Source organism: Cutibacterium avidum 44067, from assembly GCF_000367205.1.
GTDB lineage: Bacteria > Actinomycetota > Actinomycetes > Propionibacteriales > Propionibacteriaceae > Cutibacterium > Cutibacterium avidum.
Genome location: NC_021064.1, coordinates 362693 through 379142, shown reverse-complemented (window position 1 = coordinate 379142; position 16450 = coordinate 362693). Strand labels below are relative to the sequence as shown.

General features: G+C 63.6%; 21 protein-coding genes and 2 pseudogenes. 2 read left to right on the top strand and 21 right to left on the bottom strand.

Annotated elements, in window-relative coordinates; genetic code table 11:
* Nucleotides 1–21 precede the first annotated feature (21 nt).
* From rplR to rplN, 7 genes are all read right to left on the bottom strand, one after another.
* Nucleotides 22–405, bottom strand: coding sequence for a 50S ribosomal protein L18 (gene rplR / locus PALO_RS01750; protein WP_004809042.1), 384 nt, complete (start codon nucleotides 403–405; stop codon nucleotides 22–24).
* A gap of 1 nt (nucleotide 406) precedes the next feature.
* The gene (gene rplF, locus PALO_RS01745) at nucleotides 407–949 is read right to left on the bottom strand and encodes a 50S ribosomal protein L6 (protein WP_004809043.1); all 543 of its coding nucleotides are present in this window, start codon (nucleotides 947–949) and stop codon (nucleotides 407–409) included.
* Between the two features lie 28 nt (nucleotides 950–977).
* A complete protein-coding gene (gene rpsH / locus PALO_RS01740; RefSeq protein ID WP_004809044.1) occupies nucleotides 978–1385 on the bottom strand; it encodes a 30S ribosomal protein S8 in 408 nt (135 codons plus the stop codon).
* A 165-nt stretch (nucleotides 1386–1550) separates the two neighbouring features.
* A complete protein-coding gene (locus PALO_RS01735) occupies nucleotides 1551–1736 on the bottom strand; it encodes a type Z 30S ribosomal protein S14 (protein WP_002515981.1) in 186 nt (61 codons plus the stop codon).
* A gap of 7 nt (nucleotides 1737–1743) precedes the next feature.
* Nucleotides 1744–2376: a 50S ribosomal protein L5 gene (gene rplE / locus PALO_RS01730; protein ID WP_004809045.1), complete on the bottom strand. Its 633-nt coding sequence runs from the start codon at nucleotides 2374–2376 to the stop codon at nucleotides 1744–1746.
* Nucleotides 2373–2741 (bottom strand): 50S ribosomal protein L24, encoded by a 369-nt coding sequence (gene rplX, locus PALO_RS01725; protein WP_004809046.1) that lies wholly within the window; start codon nucleotides 2739–2741, stop codon nucleotides 2373–2375. The genes rplE and rplX overlap by 4 nt, the downstream gene beginning before the upstream one ends.
* A complete protein-coding gene (gene rplN, locus PALO_RS01720; protein ID WP_004809047.1) occupies nucleotides 2742–3110 on the bottom strand; it encodes a 50S ribosomal protein L14 in 369 nt (122 codons plus the stop codon).
* Between the two features lie 727 nt (nucleotides 3111–3837).
* Between rplN and PALO_RS01710 the strand changes: the two genes are divergently transcribed.
* Entirely contained in the window at nucleotides 3838–4740 is a 903-nt protein-coding gene (locus tag PALO_RS01710) for a hypothetical protein (protein WP_231097264.1), read from the top strand.
* A 605-nt stretch (nucleotides 4741–5345) separates the two neighbouring features.
* On the opposite strand, the gene rpsQ is transcribed toward PALO_RS01710, so the two are convergent.
* The 11 genes from rpsQ to rpsJ are packed head-to-tail and all read right to left on the bottom strand — an operon-like array spanning nucleotide 5346 to nucleotide 10944.
* A complete protein-coding gene (gene rpsQ, locus PALO_RS01705; protein WP_004809048.1) occupies nucleotides 5346–5618 on the bottom strand; it encodes a 30S ribosomal protein S17 in 273 nt (90 codons plus the stop codon).
* A 2-nt stretch (nucleotides 5619–5620) separates the two neighbouring features.
* Complete coding sequence (gene rpmC, locus PALO_RS01700; protein ID WP_004809049.1) at nucleotides 5621–5869, bottom strand: 50S ribosomal protein L29; 249 nt, start codon at nucleotides 5867–5869, stop codon at nucleotides 5621–5623.
* Nucleotides 5869–6288, bottom strand: a complete 420-nt coding sequence (gene rplP, locus PALO_RS01695) for a 50S ribosomal protein L16 (RefSeq protein WP_002516060.1) — start codon at nucleotides 6286–6288, stop codon at nucleotides 5869–5871. The genes rpmC and rplP overlap by 1 nt, the downstream gene beginning before the upstream one ends.
* A gap of 1 nt (nucleotide 6289) precedes the next feature.
* Nucleotides 6290–7102 (bottom strand): 30S ribosomal protein S3, encoded by an 813-nt coding sequence (gene rpsC / locus PALO_RS01690; protein WP_004809050.1) that lies wholly within the window; start codon nucleotides 7100–7102, stop codon nucleotides 6290–6292.
* Between the two features lies 1 nt (nucleotide 7103).
* Complete coding sequence (gene rplV / locus PALO_RS01685; protein WP_015582164.1) at nucleotides 7104–7565, bottom strand: 50S ribosomal protein L22; 462 nt, start codon at nucleotides 7563–7565, stop codon at nucleotides 7104–7106.
* A 17-nt stretch (nucleotides 7566–7582) separates the two neighbouring features.
* Nucleotides 7583–7864 (bottom strand): 30S ribosomal protein S19, encoded by a 282-nt coding sequence (rpsS, locus tag PALO_RS01680; RefSeq protein ID WP_002544164.1) that lies wholly within the window; start codon nucleotides 7862–7864, stop codon nucleotides 7583–7585.
* A gap of 15 nt (nucleotides 7865–7879) precedes the next feature.
* Nucleotides 7880–8716 carry a 50S ribosomal protein L2 gene (gene rplB, locus PALO_RS01675; protein WP_015582163.1) on the bottom strand — a complete coding sequence of 279 codons (837 nt, stop codon included), beginning with the start codon at nucleotides 8714–8716 and terminating at the stop codon, nucleotides 7880–7882.
* Between the two features lie 26 nt (nucleotides 8717–8742).
* Nucleotides 8743–9051, bottom strand: a complete 309-nt coding sequence (rplW, locus tag PALO_RS01670; protein WP_004809053.1) for a 50S ribosomal protein L23 — start codon at nucleotides 9049–9051, stop codon at nucleotides 8743–8745.
* Nucleotides 9048–9953, bottom strand: coding sequence for a 50S ribosomal protein L4, sunset domain variant (gene rplD / locus PALO_RS01665; RefSeq protein ID WP_004809054.1), 906 nt, complete (start codon nucleotides 9951–9953; stop codon nucleotides 9048–9050). The genes rplW and rplD overlap by 4 nt, the downstream gene beginning before the upstream one ends.
* Complete coding sequence (gene rplC / locus PALO_RS01660) at nucleotides 9950–10621, bottom strand: 50S ribosomal protein L3 (RefSeq protein ID WP_015582162.1); 672 nt, start codon at nucleotides 10619–10621, stop codon at nucleotides 9950–9952. The genes rplD and rplC overlap by 4 nt, the downstream gene beginning before the upstream one ends.
* Nucleotides 10622–10632: 11 nt before the next feature.
* Entirely contained in the window at nucleotides 10633–10944 is a 312-nt protein-coding gene (gene rpsJ / locus PALO_RS01655) for a 30S ribosomal protein S10 (protein WP_002514870.1), read from the bottom strand.
* 560 nt (nucleotides 10945–11504) lie between these two features.
* Here rpsJ and PALO_RS01650 point away from each other — a divergent pair.
* Entirely contained in the window at nucleotides 11505–13427 is a 1923-nt protein-coding gene (locus PALO_RS01650) for a 6-carboxyhexanoate--CoA ligase (protein WP_015582161.1), read from the top strand.
* On the opposite strand, the pseudogene PALO_RS01645 reads toward PALO_RS01650, so the two are convergent.
* From PALO_RS01645 to gltX, 3 genes and pseudogenes are all read right to left on the bottom strand, one after another.
* Nucleotides 13408–14552: pseudogene (locus PALO_RS01645) on the bottom strand (hypothetical protein). The gene PALO_RS01650 and the pseudogene PALO_RS01645 sit on opposite strands and share 20 nt — an antisense overlap.
* Before the next feature lie 93 nt (nucleotides 14553–14645).
* A pseudogene (locus PALO_RS12445) lies at nucleotides 14646–14924 on the bottom strand (hypothetical protein); the annotation flags it as partial.
* A 24-nt stretch (nucleotides 14925–14948) separates the two neighbouring features.
* Nucleotides 14949–16373, bottom strand: a complete 1425-nt coding sequence (gltX, locus tag PALO_RS01640) for a glutamate--tRNA ligase (RefSeq protein WP_041710198.1) — start codon at nucleotides 16371–16373, stop codon at nucleotides 14949–14951.
* Nucleotides 16374–16450 lie beyond the last annotated feature (77 nt).

Genomic DNA, 16450 nt, shown 5'->3' with positions numbered 1-16450 from the left:
TGCTCACTTGCCTTTCGTGGGTCAGAAGTCGAGACCGGCCTCGCGGGCCGCATCGGCCAGCGCGGCGATCCGCCCGTGGTACTGGTTCCCGGCCTTGTCGAAGACGACCTTGTCGATGCCAGCGGCCTTGGCGCGCTCACCGATGATGGTGCCAACGCGGGCAGCCTTGGCGGTCTTGTCCCCGGACATCTCGCGCAGCACAGCCTCCATGGTGGAAGCCGACACGAGGGTGTTTCCGGCAACATCGTCGATGACCTGGACGAAGACGTGCTTCGACGAACGGGTCACGACCATGCGGGGACGCTCGACGGTCCCGAAGATCTTCTTGCGACCACGGGCCTGGCGACGAGCACGTGCCTTGGCGCGGTCGGACAGGCTCTTGCGAACAGTCAGGGTGCTTGCCATGTCACTTACCTGCCTTTCCAACCTTGCGACGGACGTTCTCGCCCTCGTAACGCACACCCTTGCCCTTGTAGGGCTCCGGCTTGCGAATCTTGCGGATGTTGGCCGCGGTCTCGCCGACGACCTGCTTGTCGATGCCCTGGACCGAGAACTTGGTGGGGTTCTCGACGGCGAAGGTGATTCCCTCCGGGGCGTCGACGATCACCGGGTGCGAGAAGCCGAGGTTGAACTCGAGCTGCTTGGGACCCTTGGACATCACGCGGTAACCCACGCCCTGGATCTCCAACTTCTTCTCGTAGCCCTCGGTCACACCGATGACCATGTTGTTGATGAGAGTACGGGTGAGGCCGTGCAGCGAGCGGTTCTCACGCTCGTCGTCCGGACGCTCAACGAGGATCTCTCCTTCATCATTCTTGCTCACGGTGATGGGCTCGCGAACGGTGAAGTTCAGGGTTCCCTTCGGACCCTTCACCTCCACGTCCTGCCCATCAAGCTTCACCTCGACACCGGACGGGACGGCGATGGGAAGCCTGCCAATGCGCGACATTGATTACTCCTATCTGTCTCGTCGACGGTCACCACACGTAGGCGAGGACTTCCCCGCCCACGGACTTCTCGTGGGCCTGCTTGTCAGTGAGCAGCCCTTGAGAGGTGGAGATGATGGCAATGCCCAGGCCGCCGAGCACCTTCGGCAGGGCGGTGGACTTGGCGTAGACGCGAAGTCCGGGCTTGCTGATACGGCGAACGCCAGCGATGGAACGCTCACGGCTCTCGCCATACTTGAGGGTGAGGGTCAGGGTCTTGGCGACCTCGCCCTCCTTGGGTTCGTTGACCTTGTAGTCGGCGATGTAGCCCTCCGACTTGAGGATCTCGGCGATTCCGGCCTTGATCTTCGAGTGAGGCATCGACGTCTGGTCGTGGTACGCCTGGTTGGCGTTACGCAGACGGGTCAGCATGTCTGCGATCGGGTCAGTCATGGTCATGGCTGGTTTGGCCTCTTTCTCACAACGGTTTCCCTGCTGCCGTCCTCCCCTGGGGCGTCCGGCTCGGGGACCTTCTGTGTTGTTCAGGTGTTTGTGGGGCGGGTTACCAACCCGCCGGGGCCTGGTAGGGCCCGTGGATCTGCATCCTTGACGGACGCGCGCTGGTCACCAGGAGGACTTGGTGACACCCGGGAGCTGACCGGCGTGGGCCATCTCGCGCAGGCAGATTCGGCACAGGCCGAACTTGCGGTACACCGAGTGCGGACGACCGCAGCGCTGGCAACGGGTGTAAGCACGGACACCGAACTTGGGCTTGCGGGCCGCCTTGACCTTCAGAGCTGTCTTGGCCATCAGATCCTCACTTCTTTTTCTTCTTGGCGTAGTAGGCGGGACCGCGCTTGGTCTTCGCCTTCTTCGGGTCATCCTTCGCCTTGAACGGGAATCCCAGGTGCTTGAGCAGGGCCTTGCCCTCCTCGTTCGTCTGCGCGGTGGTCACGAAGGTGATGTCCATGCCACGGACGCGGTCGATCTTGTCCTGGTCGATCTCGAGGAACATGACCTGCTCGGACAGGCCGAACGTGTAGTTGCCCTTGCCGTCGAACTGGTTCGCGTTGAGTCCGCGGAAGTCACGGATACGGGGCAGGGCCAGGGTCAGCAGGCGGTCAGCGAACTCCCACATGCGGTCACCACGAAGGGTGACGTGGCAACCGATGGGCTGTCCCTCACGCAGCTTGAACTGAGCGATGGACTTGCGGGCCTTGGTGACCTGCGGCTTCTGGCCGGTGATGGCGGTGATGTCGCGAACGGCACCGTCCATGACCTTGGAGTCGTGAGCGGCGTCACCAACACCCATGTTCACCACGATCTTCTCGAGACCGGGGATGAGCATGGGGTTCTTGTAGTCGAACTCCTCCTGCATGGCAGGACGGATCTGCTCGCGGTACTGCTTCTTCAGACGAGGCATCTCGTGCGCGAAGGTGTCGGTGCTCACTTGGCCTCCTCCTTCTTGAGGTAGCGGACGCTGCGCTGAGCGGCGTACTCGGAGCCGTCAGGACGACGCTTGGTGACGTCCTCACGACGGTAGCCGACACGGGTCACGACGTCCTTGCCGTCGATCTTCGTCACGAGCTGGACGTTCGAGACGTGGATCGGGGCCTCGGACTGGATGATTCCGCCCTTGGTGGTGCCGCCCTGCGGGGTGGGCATGTCACGACGATGGTGCTTACGAATGTTCACACCCTCGACGACGACGCGCTCACGGGCCGGGTCCACCGAGAGAACCTCACCGATGGTGCCCTTGTCGTTTCCGGCGATGACCTTGACACGGTCACCCTTCTTGATGTTGAGGGACTTCACTCAGATCACCTCCGGGGCGAGCGAGACGATGCGCATGAACTTCTTCTCGCGCAGCTCGCGGGCGATGGGGCCGAAGATACGGGTGCCACGAGGCTCCCCGTCGTTCTTGAGAAGCACGGCGGCGTTCTCGTCGAACTTGATGTAGGACCCGTCGGGACGGCGGTGCGACTTCACGGTGCGAACGACGACGGCCTTGACGACCTCGCCCTTCTTCACGTTTCCGCCGGGGATGGCGTCCTTGACGGTGCACACGATGGTGTCACCGAGGTAGGCGTAGCGACGCTTCGATCCACCGAGAACACGGATGCAAAGGAGCTCCTTCGCACCAGTGTTGTCGGCGACCTTGAGTCGCGTCTCCTGCTGGATCATGTCTTCTCCTTTGTCCCACTGGTTCCCTCCCGGGCCTGGTAGGACTGTTGAACACGAACCCCCTGGATTTTGCCAGGGGGCAACCCGTACCTCAGGGGATACGCGGTTGTCGTCCGCGAGAGGTCCCGCCACCCTCGGGCGGCGCACGATGGCCTCCGTCTCCGTGGAGTCGGAGGCTCCGTACTGTGCTTGAAGGTGGGCACAGTCGCAAGACAACTTGAGCAGTCTAACTCTCTTCGGCCGGGATAGCGAATTGACGGCGACCTGGTGTAACGGCGGTGTTCTGGCTCCCCCGCCGGATGGCAGCGTGCGCGGGATGGCAAGGCGCCGGATGTCCGGTCCTCAGACGGCCTCCTTGGGGGCCCGCAGCGCCTGGTTCCTGGCTTCCTCCAGTTGCGCCACCTTTGCTCACCTGCGCCTCGGCTCCCTCCTGGACCTGCGCCATTGTTACGCAGTTGCGCCAGACAAACACGGCGCAACTGCACGCCAGAGGCGCAACTAGCTGGTGACATGACGCTGCACGGACAGACCTGCCGCCGACGTGCCTGACGTGGCAGTTATCCACAGACCGGAGCCCCACTCGGCTATTTGGCGCAGGATTTCCATGGCATTCCTGCAATGACCGCGACAATCCCGAGGTTGTCCACAGATTCGCAATTCGCCCCTCCCCTTTTCGTCGCCGCCGGGGCTGACTGCCTCCATGACGACCAATCGCAGAATTCACACCGTGACCTCACTCACCGCATCAGGGACATCGCGACGAGCAATCGCCCGAGAGGTGAACGAAGGACGGTTAATCCCACTACGCCCCGGAGTATGGGCCAACGCGGGCGAGACGACGGCACGACAACACCAGTTGGACCTCGTCACGGCAGCCTCCTTCCTCGCGCCAACCTCGGTCCTCAGCCACGTGACGGCGTCCGCGGTTCACGCCCTCCCCTTGCCCTCGAAGGGCCTTGACCACCTCTGGGTGACGAACCCGCGCCCCGGCGGCGGCCACCGACGACGCCTCATGACGACGATCGGCCGAATGCTCCCACCGGAGCACGTCGTCGTCATCGACGGGCACCGGACAACGACCCTTGAACGGACCGTCATCGACATGGCCACGGAATTCGGCTTTGACACCGGACTGATGACGGCCGATGCGGCACTACGTTTCGGCGCGGATCCGCAAGTACTCGCTGAGGTGTTGGAAACATGCGGTCGGCCTCGCGGGTTGGGCCATGCGCGTCAAGCTGTGGCGCTTGCCGATGGCAGGATCGAGAGCCCCGGGGAATCACTCATACGCGCGAAATGGCACTGCGCAGGCGTGCCGCAACCAGTACCGCAGTTCGTGATCCGGAACTCAACCGGCCAGTTCTTGGGCCGAGGAGACTTCGCATGGCCGGACGAACACGTCCTGGCTGAATATGACGGTCGGACGAAGTACGGCTCTCTGTTGAAACCTGGCCAGAGCGTCCAGGACGTCATCATCGCCGAGAAGAAGCGGGAGGCTGGGATCGTCGACGCCGGTTGGACGGTACTTCGTTTTACCGTCGAGGACCTCGCCACTACCGATGGTTCGGCGCAGCGCATTCTTCGTGTCCTGGACCGCGCGCGGCGTGCTGCTGGGCCGCAGGCGGGGTGAAACAACGGCTACCGGGGGCCATCGGAGCCGGTCGTCCTGACGACGTCATCGCACCAGTCCACGCCACCTGCGCCTTGGACGTGCAGTTGCGCCGTCTTTGCCCGGCGCAGGTGCGCGACAGTGGCGCCACTGATGTCCTGACGTCGGCAACTGCCCCGACCGGACGCACAACGGAGGCGCAACTGCTCACCAACGGCGCAGGTCGAAAAGGGAGCCGAGGCGCAGGTGCGCGACAGTGGCGCAGATGATCGGAGGCGGCGCAACGGGACGCCGGTCACTGACGCTACAGAAGACCAAGCCGTCACCCGCCTGTCGCAAGTGAACAGGAATGGCGCAGGTGGTCAACCGCGGCGCAACTGGGCACAGGTGGCGCAGGTAAACAACGACGGCGCAAAAGGCCAGAGGTGGCGCAACTGCGCATACCTGGCGCAACTGGCTCGGGGCTTCATGGAGAACTGGCTCACGTCAGTCACGTGACGCGCATCCGTGCCGCGGCCGCACTCCCACACGCGCCCACTCCCCGGCGACCACAAACACAACAAGGCGACCCACCCTCTCGGATGGGTCGCCTTGCAGCAAAACCTGGTGATCAGCTCACCAGTGGGTCACTTGGCCTTCTCGACGATCTCGAGCAGACGCCAGCGCTTGGTGGCGGACAGCGGACGGGTCTCCATGATCCGCACGCGGTCTCCCATGCCGGCTTCGTTCTTCTCGTCGTGGGCCTTGAGGCGCACAGACTTGGTCATGACCTTGCCGTACAGCGGGTGCTTGACACGGTCCTCGACCAGGACGGTGATCGTCTTGTCCATCTTGTCGGACACGACCAGTCCCTCACGGACCTTGCGGCGGGTCGTCCGCTCAGCGGTGTTCTCGCTCATGCTCAGGCCTCCTTATCGTTCTCGGGATTGGCAGCGTCGGGATCATCGACGATGTTGAGGTTGCGCTCCTGGAGCACGGTGTAGACGCGGGCGATGTCCTTGCGGACCTCACGCAGGCGAGCCGTGTTCTCGAGCTGGCCGGTCGCCGACTGGAAACGCAGCCCGAACAGCTCCTCCTTGAGTTCGCGAACCTTGTTGCGCAACTCTTCACCCGAAAGCTGGCGCAGCTCAGCAGCAGAAAGCTTGGGCATCAGTTGTCACCGCCTTCACGGGAGATGAAACGAGCCTTCATCGGCAGCTTGTGGATGGCCAGACGCATGGCCTCGCGGGCCACGTCCTCCGGCACACCCGACAGCTCGAAGAGAACTCGTCCGGGCTTGATGTTGGCGATCCACCACTCAGGCGTGCCCTTACCGGAACCCATACGGGACTCGGCGGGGTGTTTGGTCATCGGGCGGTCCGGGTAGACATTGATCCACACCTTTCCACCACGCTTGATGTAGCGGGTCATGGCGATACGAGCGGCCTCGATCTGACGGTTGGTCAGGTACCCACCCTCGGTGGCCTGGATGCCGTAGTCACCAAAGGCCAGCTGGGTGCCGCCCTTGGCAGCGCCAGTCCGCTTGGGATGGTGCTGCTTGCGGTACTTCACTCGACGAGGAATCAACATGTCAGGCTCCTGCGTTCTCGGTCTGCGGGGCCGGGGTCTCGGCGGACTGCTGCTTGGCGGCCTCGGCGCGACGACGTCCACCGCGACGGTCGGGACGATCGCCCCGACCACGGCGGTTGCCACCGCGTCCACCGCGACCGCCCTGGGCGGCCTGGCGAGCAGCCTTCTGGGCAGCGCGCTCGGCACGGGTGCCGGTGACGTCGCCCTTGTAGATCCACACCTTGACACCGATGCGGCCGAAGGTGGTGCGGGCCTCGAAGAAGCCATAGTCGATGTCAGCGCGCAGGGTGTGCAGCGGCACACGGCCTTCGCGGTAACCCTCGGAACGGCTCATCTCGGCACCGCCCAGACGACCGGAGCACTTGATACGGATACCAAGCGCGCCTGCGTTCATGGCGGACTGCTGAGCCTTGCGCATGGCGCGACGGAAGGCGACACGAGCAGCGAGCTGCTCGGCGATTCCCTGGGCGACCAGCTGGGCATCGGTCTCGGGGTTCTTGACCTCGAGGATGTTCAGCTGAATCTGCTTGCCGGTGAGCTTCTCCAGCTCACCGCGCACGCGCTCGGCCTCGGCGCCATTGCGCCCGATGACGATGCCCGGGCGGGCGGCGTAGAGGAAGATGGTCACGCGCTCGGAGCGACGCTCGATCTCGATGGACGAAATACCGGCGCGCTCCAGGTTCTTGTGGAGCCACTCCCGGATCTTGACGTCCTCACCCACGAGCTCGGCGTACTGCTTCTCGGCGTACCAGCGGGTCTTGTGATCGGTCGTCACACCGAGACGAAAACCATGGGGGTTGATTTTCTGGCCCATGTCAGGCTCCCTTCTCGGTCTCGGACTTGGCTGCAGCCGCCGGGCGACCCTTCTTGGCCTTCTTGGGGGCCGGACGGGCGTCCTTGGGCTCGACAACCACGGTGATGTGGGCGGAGCGCTTCAGGATTCGGCTGGCGGATCCCTTGGCGCGGGGACGGATGCGGCGCATGGTGACGCCCTCGTCGACGAAGGCCTGCGAGATGTACAGGTCTTCGGCGCGCAGACCCTCGGTCTGCTCGGCGTTGGCCATGGCCGAGGCGATGACCTTGCGAACCGGCTCAGCCGCGGCCTGCGGCTGGAACTTCAGCATGGCCACCGCATCAGCGGCGTCCATCCCGCGAACCAGGTCGACGACGCGACGACACTTGCTGGCGCTCATCCGGACGTGACGCGCGATGGCGTACGAGCCGGGGCGATCGCCGAGCAGGGCGGCGCGACGGCTGGGCCTCTCAGTGTTGCTCATGAATCAGATCCCTCTCGTCAGCGCCTGCGCGCCTTCTTGTCGTCCTTCACGTGACCCTTGAAGGTTCTGGTCGGGGCGAACTCTCCGAACTTGTGCCCGACCATCGACTCGGTCACGAAAACCGGGACGTGCTTGCGACCGTCGTGCACGCCGATGGTGTGCCCGATCATGTCGGGGGTAACCATCGATCGACGCGACCAGGTCTTGATGACGTTGTGCGTGCCCGCCTCGTTCTGGGCAGTGACCTTCTTGGCCAGATGCTCGTCGACGAAGGGGCCCTTCTTCAGACTGCGTGGCATGTCTCAGACTCCCAATCAGCGCTTCTTGCCGGACTTGCGGCGACGCACGATGAGACGGCTGCTCGCCTTGTTCTTGTTACGGGTACGACCCTCGGGCTTGCCCCAGGGGCTCACCGGGTGACGACCACCAGAGGTACGACCCTCGCCACCACCATGCGGGTGGTCGATCGGGTTCATGACCACACCACGGACGGTCGGGCGGATGCCCTTCCAGCGGTTACGGCCGGCCTTGCCCCAGTTGATGTTGGTCTGCTCGGCGTTGCCGACCTCGCCGATGGTGGCGCGGCAACGGATGTCCACCATGCGCATCTCACCAGAGGGGAGGCGCAGGGTGGCGTACTTGCCTTCGCGGGCGACCAGCTGCACCGACGCACCGGCTGAGCGACCCATCTTGGCGCCACCACCCGGACGCAGCTCCACGGCGTGAACCGTGGTACCGACCGGGATGTTGCGCAGCGGCAGGTTGTTGCCCGGCTTGATGTCGGCCTCGGGGCCGGACACCACGACGGTTCCCTGGCTGACGCCATCGGGGGCGATGATGTAACGCTTCTCACCGTCGGCGTAATGGAGCAGGGCAATGCGAGCAGTGCGGTTCGGGTCGTACTCGATGTGAGCGACCTTGGCCGGCACGCCGTCCTTGTCGTAACGCTTGAAGTCGATGATGCGGTAGGCCTGCTTGTGTCCACCGCCGATGTGGCGGGTGGTGATGCGGCCAGTGTTGTTGCGTCCACCGGTCTTGGGCTTGGCAACGAGCAGGGACTTCTCAGGGGTCGAGCGGGTGAGCTCGACGAAGTCCGACACGCTCGAGCCGCGACGGCCCGGAGTGGTGGGCTTGTGCTTGCGGATACCCATTGGTACTTCGTTCCTTCTCTCGCGGCTCAGGCGACCGGGCCGGTGAAGATGTCGATGCGATCACCCTCGGCGACGGTCACGATGGCGCGCTTGGTGTCGGGACGCTTGCCCATGCCGAAGCGGGTACGGCGTGCCTTGCCCTTGCGGTTCATCGTGTTAACCGAGGTGACCTTCACACCGAAGATCTGCTCGATCGCGATCTTGATCTCGGTCTTGTTGGCAGTCGGCTTGACCAGGAACGTGTAGGTGTTCTGGTCGAGCAGGCTGTAACTCTTCTCGGAGACGACCGGGGCGAGGATGATGTCCCGGGGATCTCGGATCTTCAGCTCGCTCACTTGGCGTCCTCCTTGTCGGAGTCAGACTTGACGGCGTTGACGAAGCCAGCGGCCTCAGCAGCCTCGGCGGAACGGAACCACACCTCAGCGATGGTGCGTCCGTACCAGGGCGACGTCGGGGCGTGGAACTTCTTGGAGTCCTCATTGCCCTTGATGTCGAATCCGGCCGGCGGGTTGTCTCCGCGGAAGGAGTCCTCACCGTAGGGATGCTGGTCCGCAACGTTGGTCTCCGGGACCTCTGGCTCAGCGGCCAGGGCCTGGGTGCTGGCGCTGCGAGCACCGACGAAGGCGTCAAGTCCGGCCTGGCTGAACACGATGGTCCGCGCGTTGACGACGTCGTAGGTGTTGAGCTGATCGGCGGCCAGGACGTGGACCCCGTTGAGGTTGCGCACGGACAGCCAGGCGACCTCCTCGCTGCGATCCAAGACGACGAGCACCTTGCGGAGCTCGGCGAGACCGGAGAGGACGGCCTTGGCCTGCTTGGTCGAGGGCTTGTCACCGTCAACCAGGGAGGTCACGACGAAGATGCGATTGTCGCGAGCCATGTCGGACAGAGCGCCACGCAGAGCAGCAGCCACCATCTTCTTGGGGGTGCGCTGAGCGTAGGAGCGCGGCTGCGGACCGTGAACGGTGCCGCCACCGACCCACTGTGGTGCACGGGTCGAACCCTGACGGGCACGACCGGTGCCCTTCTGGCGCCACGGCTTCTTGCCACCACCGGAGACCAGGCCACGAGTCTTCGTGGCGTGGGTGCCCTGACGAGCAGCCGCGAGCTGGGCGATGACGACCTGATGGATCAGCGGAATGTTGGTGTTCGCGTCGAAGACGTCACCGGGAAGCTCAGCCGATCCGGCCTTCTTGCCCTTGACGTCAAGGACGTCGATGGTCTTGGTCTCATTCATGCGGCATCCCCATTCTTGGCGGCCTTCTTGGCGGCGCTGCGGACGACGAGCAGGGACCCCTTCGGGCCGGGAACGGCGCCACGGACCAGCATGATCCCACGCTCGGCGTCGACGGAGTGAACCTGCAGGTTCTGGACAGTCACACGCTCGGCACCCATGCGGCCAGCCATGCGGAGGCCCTTGATGACCTTGCCTGGCGTCGAGCAGCCGCCGATGGAGCCCGGCGAGCGGTGCTTGCGGTGCACACCGTGGGTGGCACGCAGGCCGCCGAAGCCGTGACGCTTCATGACGCCAGCGGTGCCCTTGCCCTTGCTGGTGCCGGTGACGTCGACGAAATCGGACTCGGAGAACACGTCAGCGGTGATCTCCTGGCCCAGGGTGTACTCAGAGGCATCGGCGGTACGCAACTCGACGAGGTGACGTCGAGGGGTCACGCCGGCCTTCTCGAAGTGGCCGGCCTCCGGCTTGGTGACCTTCTTGGCCTTGACGGCTCCGATGCCAAGCTGGACGGCGGAGTAGCCATCGGTCTCGGGGGTGCGCACCTGGGTGACGACACACGGCCCGGCCTGGATGACGGTCACAGGAACGAGCTTGTTGTGCTCGTCCCACAGCTGGGTCATGCCGAGCTTGGTGCCCAGCACGCCCTTGACAGTGCGTTCATTGGTCATGGTGCTCAACCTCACGGAAGCTTGATCTCGATGTCGACACCGGCCGGCAGATCGAGACGCATAAGCGAATCGACCGTCTTCGGGGTCGGCTCGAGAATGTCGATGAGCCGCTTGTGGGTGCGCATCTCAAAGTGCTCGCGGCTGTCCTTGTACTTGTGGGGCGAACGGATCACACAGAAAACGTTCTTCTCGGTCGGCAGCGGCACCGGGCCGGCGACCTTGGCACCCGTGCGGGTCACCGTGTCGACGATCTTGCGCGCCGACGAGTCGATGACCTCGTGGTCGTAGGCCCGCAGCCTGATGCGGATCTTTTGTCCCGCCACAGTTGTTCCTTCTACTCGTCTCTGCCGCGTCCAAGATTCCCTGACATGGGAGTCCGGTACGCCCAGAGGGTTCCGGCGTGAGGAGCGAACTCCTCATTGGTCCCAACCTGACGGTTTCCAACTGGTGTGAAAACCGGGAGGTCACATCACCCCTCCCCGACCCACGCGCTCGGGCGTGTCGCGCATCACAAGCCGCAGGACGCCCACCGCTCACCAGTCATCAAGGACCCCGTGAACACTGTGGATTTGTCTGCCGGCTTCCGATGCTGACCCGCTCCCGTGGGCCCGGCAGCGGACTCACCTTGGTGGTGACACCTCTGCCGTCGGACTTCAGTGGCCGGGCTCGACCTCAGGGGTCACGAGCGTGACGCACTGCAGCCCCGTTCGGAGCAACTTGTACAGTGTGTCACCGATGAACCAGCAAGGCAAATCGGAATGACGGCCCTCTCCGGACCCCGGGAATTGAATGGTGTTCAATATTGAGCGGTCGCCAACGCCGAGGAGTCATCATGTCAGATCCATCGCAAACACCTACTGCCACGCCTTGGTGGAGTGTGCGGATGCGCGCGACCGGAGTCCTCGACGGGGAGCCGTACCACGTCAGCGGAGCCGAGTCGCTGGTGTCTCCGAACATGATCGGGCAGACGTTGACGGGGCTCACCCATCGCGCGCTCTCCCCTGGTCACACCGTCGAGGCTCGGCAGGTGCGACTCAGCCTGGATCAGCTCGACGTCGATCCCGCTGTCATCCCTATCCTGCCCGCAGACATCAACGAATGTATCGACATCGACTCCGCACATCACCACTTCCTTGACGTCTTGTCCCGATTCGTGCCCAACCCGGAGCAGGTCATGCGCATTCTCACCGCCGGACCAACGATGCGTGGGGCCGCCATGGTCGAGGTGGGCAGCGGACGACGGTTGGAAACCGATCCCTTACGTGGCGTTCGTGTGACTCGATTCGGGGATCTCACGGAATCTACCCCGGGAACATCCTTGGCTCACAAGAGGCACCACCATGAAGCGGTCCTCCTCGCGAGCAAGGTTGCTGCTGCACCCGGAGTCCTCGCGGAACTCTGCATCTCCGACGATCCCCATTACACCCGTGGCTATGTCTGCGCCGACGGGGTGTACACAACGGTGACGAACGTCAAGGCCGATGGTGACCCCAACGGGGGGCGCGTCATTCTTGTCGACACCTCGTACGCAGATCCCGCCATGATCACGGACTGGTTGGAGAATCACCCCGTTCTCATCGGACCTGCCACCCACTCTCCCAGTACTCGCACCACCGCGTCCTGGCATGACCACATTCGATCCCGTCTCGACTCGTGGCGGGCTTCCGGACTCGAGCGCCATCCACGCACCTTCTCGTCGTCTCAGCTTCCTGACGCCGTTACCACCGACGGTCCTGCCCTGCTGTTCTCGTCCTCTGATTACCTCGGCATGTCCACGGAGCCGGCCGTCCAGGAGGCCATGATCAACGTCGTCAGTGAGCTGGGATGCAGTTCTGGTGGCTCACGCCTCACGACAGGAACCTCGGTGGCACACCACCATGCTGAACATGAGATCGCCACCTGGTTGGGGTATCCCCAGGCAGTCCTCATGGCCAGCGGCTACCAGGCAAATGTCGCGACCATGCAGCTGGTGGCAGGTCCTGACGTCACCGTCGTCTCCGATGCGGACAACCATGCCAGTCTCATCGACGGGTGTCGGTTGGCTCGGGCGCGCACGGTCGTCATCCCTCATGCGGACCTCGATGCCATCGACCATGCCCTTGATCACGTCACCACCGAAAGAGCCATCGTGCTCACGGAGGGGGTCTACTCCATGGGAGGTGACGTCGCTCCCATTGCTGACCTCGTCCGGATCGCACATCGTCACGGCGCCTTGACCATCGTTGACGACGCCCACGGGATAGGCACTGTCGGGCCCACCGGGCGTGGCGTCACCGAAGGTCTGCCCCAGGAACTGCGACCGGACGTCCTGCTGGGAACGGCCAGCAAGGCCCTGGGCGTCGAGGGCGGTTTCGTCTGCGTCTACGAGACCTTGGCAACGCTGATTCGAAACTGCGCACGAGGATACGTGTTCTCCAGCGCCCCCTCCCCCGCCGTCGTAGCTGCCGTGGCGGCATCCGTGCATCAGCTACGAACCGATGTCTCTCCCGTCCAGAGGCTCCAGACCACTGTGGCCCGCGCACGCCGTGCACTCTTCGGGGCCGGGCTCATTCCCGCCCCTACAGCCAATGATCTCGGTCCGATCATCAGGGTTCCGGTGGGTCCCGAGGATCGTGCCGTCGCGGCGCAAGAGGAGTTGGCACGACGGGGTCTCATGGTCGTTGCGGTCCGTTACCCCGCCGTCGCGAAAGGCGACGCAATCCTACGTATCTGCCTGACGGCACGTCACACAGACGAGCACATCAGGATTCTCGTCGCGTCCCTCAGCGAGGTCCTCGACAGCACTCTCAACGACGCACCGCGGTGACGTTCTTCGGGAGGTCATAATACTGATGCAGGCCATCGACGACGGATCCACGCTGTCCCGCGTAGTCGGGCAACCAGTCCGGGGCAGGTAACGCCTTCGGGACGACGACCGTGTCGCGCTCCCCGCGACGCACCAGGTCTACCTGGGCATTTACCTGTCGCCAGACACTGCCGTTGATCGTCGCTCCCTGGAGCATCCCCCACGCTCCCTGCAGGCCGGTGCCCAGGCATGCCGCCGTAGCGATGGTAACCAGAACCATAGCGAGCTGCGACCCCGGTGTCGCAGCCGCGAGTCGTCCACCAGATTCCATGGATGAGGCACCGCCGTCAACCTGGTTCGTGCCTCTCTGCGCCAATCCGACAGCAGCCCATGTCCACACCAACGCACTCATGGTGAAGACCACCAGACTTAAAAAGGACGTTCGTCCCCCTGGGGACCCTTGAATCATCGGGAGCGCGTAATAACCAAACGCCGCGCCCGTCGAAACCCCCACCATGCCGCATCCCGGTATGCGAGCAACCATCACAGTGAGCACCACAAGGATCACCATCACGACGCTAAAGCACACTCCAACCAACAGCCCGGTGGCCGAAAGGTACAGTCGAATATCTCCAACGAGCTTTCGTCGCGCGAGCACCGTAACGACTCGCAGGCTGGTCGCGGCCAGCCCGACAGATGCCACACAGAACAGTGCGAGGAGGATACCGATGGCGCGGCGATGGAATCCGCGTTTCATAACCACCAGGCACATGACGATGACTGACAGCATGATCGCAAAGAACACGACCGGGTAATTTGTGAGCGAATGGCTGACGGAGTGGACGACGAACGACACCCGTTTGGGAATCTCGCCAGTTATTTTCGGGTACGGGTACGGCCCCCAAGTCGACGGCTACGTGCCCATAAACCGGGCATTCCCATTCTCGCAGTATTTCCCGCGACCACCATGACCAGCGCCACCGCCACCCACAAAACCCAGCCGTGGTCAACGTTCGGCCCCCGCTGGGACCACAGCAGGAGGATGGATACGATCCCGAGCGCTAAGCCCCACATGTAGCCGATGTTCGCAGCTATGAACATGATCGTGTCCCCACCCATGTTTGGCTCGATACCAATCAGGGTCATCGGCACGAGAAATGCACCTACACCTGCCAACAAGTCAACACCGGGAGACACCACTCCCCGTAGATCCCGGATGAGGGCCCGCATCATGAGCCACAGTGCCAGCGACGTTGACAGGGATGAGAGCACAAGGGGAACACGAATCCATCCACCCATCGCCATGACGAGTTGCACCATCATGTCCGAGAAACGGCCATTACGCTCACCCAGATCGTATACGGTGAGCCGTGCAAAATCCGCCCAGTCGATACGACCGCTGGGAGTGCCAGATCGGGTGGCGAAATACAGATCATCGATATCCCACACAGGTGTCCGCCACACCAACGCCCAATAACAGGTGACGAGCACCCAGAACCACACTATTGGGCGTCGCAGAGCCCGGGCCTCGTCTCATCGTGTTCAATCACTACTCTGCTCCATCTCAGCCTCAAACCGCTCCATACGACGAAGAGTCGACCCCTTGCCGAGAATCTCCATGGCCTCGAACAGTGGCGGGGACACCCGCGAACCGGTGACGGCGACGCGGATCGGGGCGAAGGCGAGACGCGGCTTGATACCCATCTCGTCGCAGAGCTTGGTGCGCAGCGCCACCTGGATGGCATCGGCAGAGAAATCGTCAAGCCCCTTGAGGACCTCGGTGGACGCCTGCTGGATCTCGTCGGCTCCTGTCTTGAGCTTGGCCACGGAATCCCCATCGAAGACCAGGGCGTCGTCGTCGATCAGCAGGAATGCCAGCTTCGGCAGTGCCTCCGACAGCAGCACCAGACGCTCACGAATGAGTGGCATCGCGGCATGGATGATCTCACGGTCCTCACACGCCAGATCACGGCCGAGCACCTCCTGGGGCTGACCGGTGCGATCGGCGTACTCGAGCACGCGATCGGTGAGATCCTCGGCGTCAAGACTGCGGATGTACTGGCCGTTGAGCCAGTCAAGTTTGGTGACGTCGAAGACCGGCCCGCCAGCGGAGACGTTCGCCCAGTCGAAGCGGGACACGAAGGAGTCGAGGTCCTCCATCTCCTGACCCTCGGCGATCGTCGGGTATGCCAGCAGCTGCAGGAAGTTGCGCAGCGCCTCGGGCAGATAACCCTGCTCACGGAACCACATCAACCGAGCAGCCGGGTTCTTGCGCTTGGAGATCTTGGACTTGTCGGTGTTGCGCAGCAGCGGCATGTGCGCGAACCTCGGCACCTCCCAGCCCAGCCACTTGTAGAGCAACAGGTGCTTCGGCGTCGAGGAGATCCACTCCTCACCACGAACGACCGTGTCGATGCCCATGAGATGGTCGTCGACAACGACGGCCATGTGGTACGTCGGAAATCCGTCGGCCTTGAGGATGACCTGGTCATCGGGACGTGGGGCGTGGACCTTGCCGCGAATGAGATCGTCGAACTCCAGCTCGACGTCCTCAGGGATGAGCATGCGCACGACGGGTGTCTCGGTGAAACCCGGCAGCTTGGCCCGCTCCTCCTTGGACATGCCCAGACACATGCGGTCGTAACCGGTGTCCGGGGACTTCGCGGCCGCACGCTCCTCGCGCAGTGCCTTGAGCCTCTCCCGGGAGCACCAGCAGCGGTAGGCGTGACCAGACTCGATGAGCTTGTCGACGAGCGGCTTGTAGGTGTCCAAACGCTCAGACTGCCGGTACGGTTCGTACGGTCCACCGACCCGCGGCGACTCATCGGGGGACAGGCCCAGCCAGTCAAGGGTCTCGTAGATCTGTTCCTCCGAACCCTCCACCAGACGGTTGCGGTCGGTGTCCTCGATGCGCAGCACGAACTGGCCGCCGGTGCGCTGTGCCCAAGCCTTGTCGAACAACGCCATGTAGGCCGTACCGACGTGAGGGTCTCCGGTGGGCGAGGGGGCGACGCGTGTGCGCGCGGGATGCAACTCAGTCATGA

Excerpts from the sequence above, each read along its gene's own strand:
- rplC (WP_015582162.1), bottom strand. The coding sequence starts at position 10,621 with ATGACCAATGAACGCACTGTCAAGGGCGTGCTGGGCACCAAGCTCGGC.
- rplP (WP_002516060.1), bottom strand. The coding sequence starts at position 6,288 with ATGTTGATTCCTCGTCGAGTGAAGTACCGCAAGCAGCACCATCCCAAG.
- rpsQ (WP_004809048.1), bottom strand. The coding sequence starts at position 5,618 with ATGAGCGAGAACACCGCTGAGCGGACGACCCGCCGCAAGGTCCGTGAG.
- gltX (WP_041710198.1), bottom strand. The coding sequence starts at position 16,373 with ATGGCGTTGTTCGACAAGGCTTGGGCACAGCGCACCGGCGGCCAGTTC.
- PALO_RS01735 (WP_002515981.1), bottom strand. The coding sequence starts at position 1,736 with ATGGCCAAGACAGCTCTGAAGGTCAAGGCGGCCCGCAAGCCCAAGTTC.
- rplB (WP_015582163.1), bottom strand. The coding sequence starts at position 8,716 with ATGGGTATCCGCAAGCACAAGCCCACCACTCCGGGCCGTCGCGGCTCG.
- PALO_RS01650 (WP_015582161.1), top strand. The coding sequence starts at position 11,505 with ATGCGCGCGACCGGAGTCCTCGACGGGGAGCCGTACCACGTCAGCGGA.
- rpsH (WP_004809044.1), bottom strand. The coding sequence starts at position 1,385 with ATGACCATGACTGACCCGATCGCAGACATGCTGACCCGTCTGCGTAAC.
- rplR (WP_004809042.1), bottom strand. The coding sequence starts at position 405 with ATGGCAAGCACCCTGACTGTTCGCAAGAGCCTGTCCGACCGCGCCAAG.
- rpsC (WP_004809050.1), bottom strand. The coding sequence starts at position 7,102 with ATGGGCCAGAAAATCAACCCCCATGGTTTTCGTCTCGGTGTGACGACC.
- rplD (WP_004809054.1), bottom strand. The coding sequence starts at position 9,953 with ATGAATGAGACCAAGACCATCGACGTCCTTGACGTCAAGGGCAAGAAG.
- rplF (WP_004809043.1), bottom strand. The coding sequence starts at position 949 with ATGTCGCGCATTGGCAGGCTTCCCATCGCCGTCCCGTCCGGTGTCGAG.
- rpsS (WP_002544164.1), bottom strand. The coding sequence starts at position 7,864 with ATGCCACGCAGTCTGAAGAAGGGCCCCTTCGTCGACGAGCATCTGGCC.
- rplV (WP_015582164.1), bottom strand. The coding sequence starts at position 7,565 with ATGAGCAACACTGAGAGGCCCAGCCGTCGCGCCGCCCTGCTCGGCGAT.
- rpmC (WP_004809049.1), bottom strand. The coding sequence starts at position 5,869 with ATGCCCAAGCTTTCTGCTGCTGAGCTGCGCCAGCTTTCGGGTGAAGAG.
- rplN (WP_004809047.1), bottom strand. The coding sequence starts at position 3,110 with ATGATCCAGCAGGAGACGCGACTCAAGGTCGCCGACAACACTGGTGCG.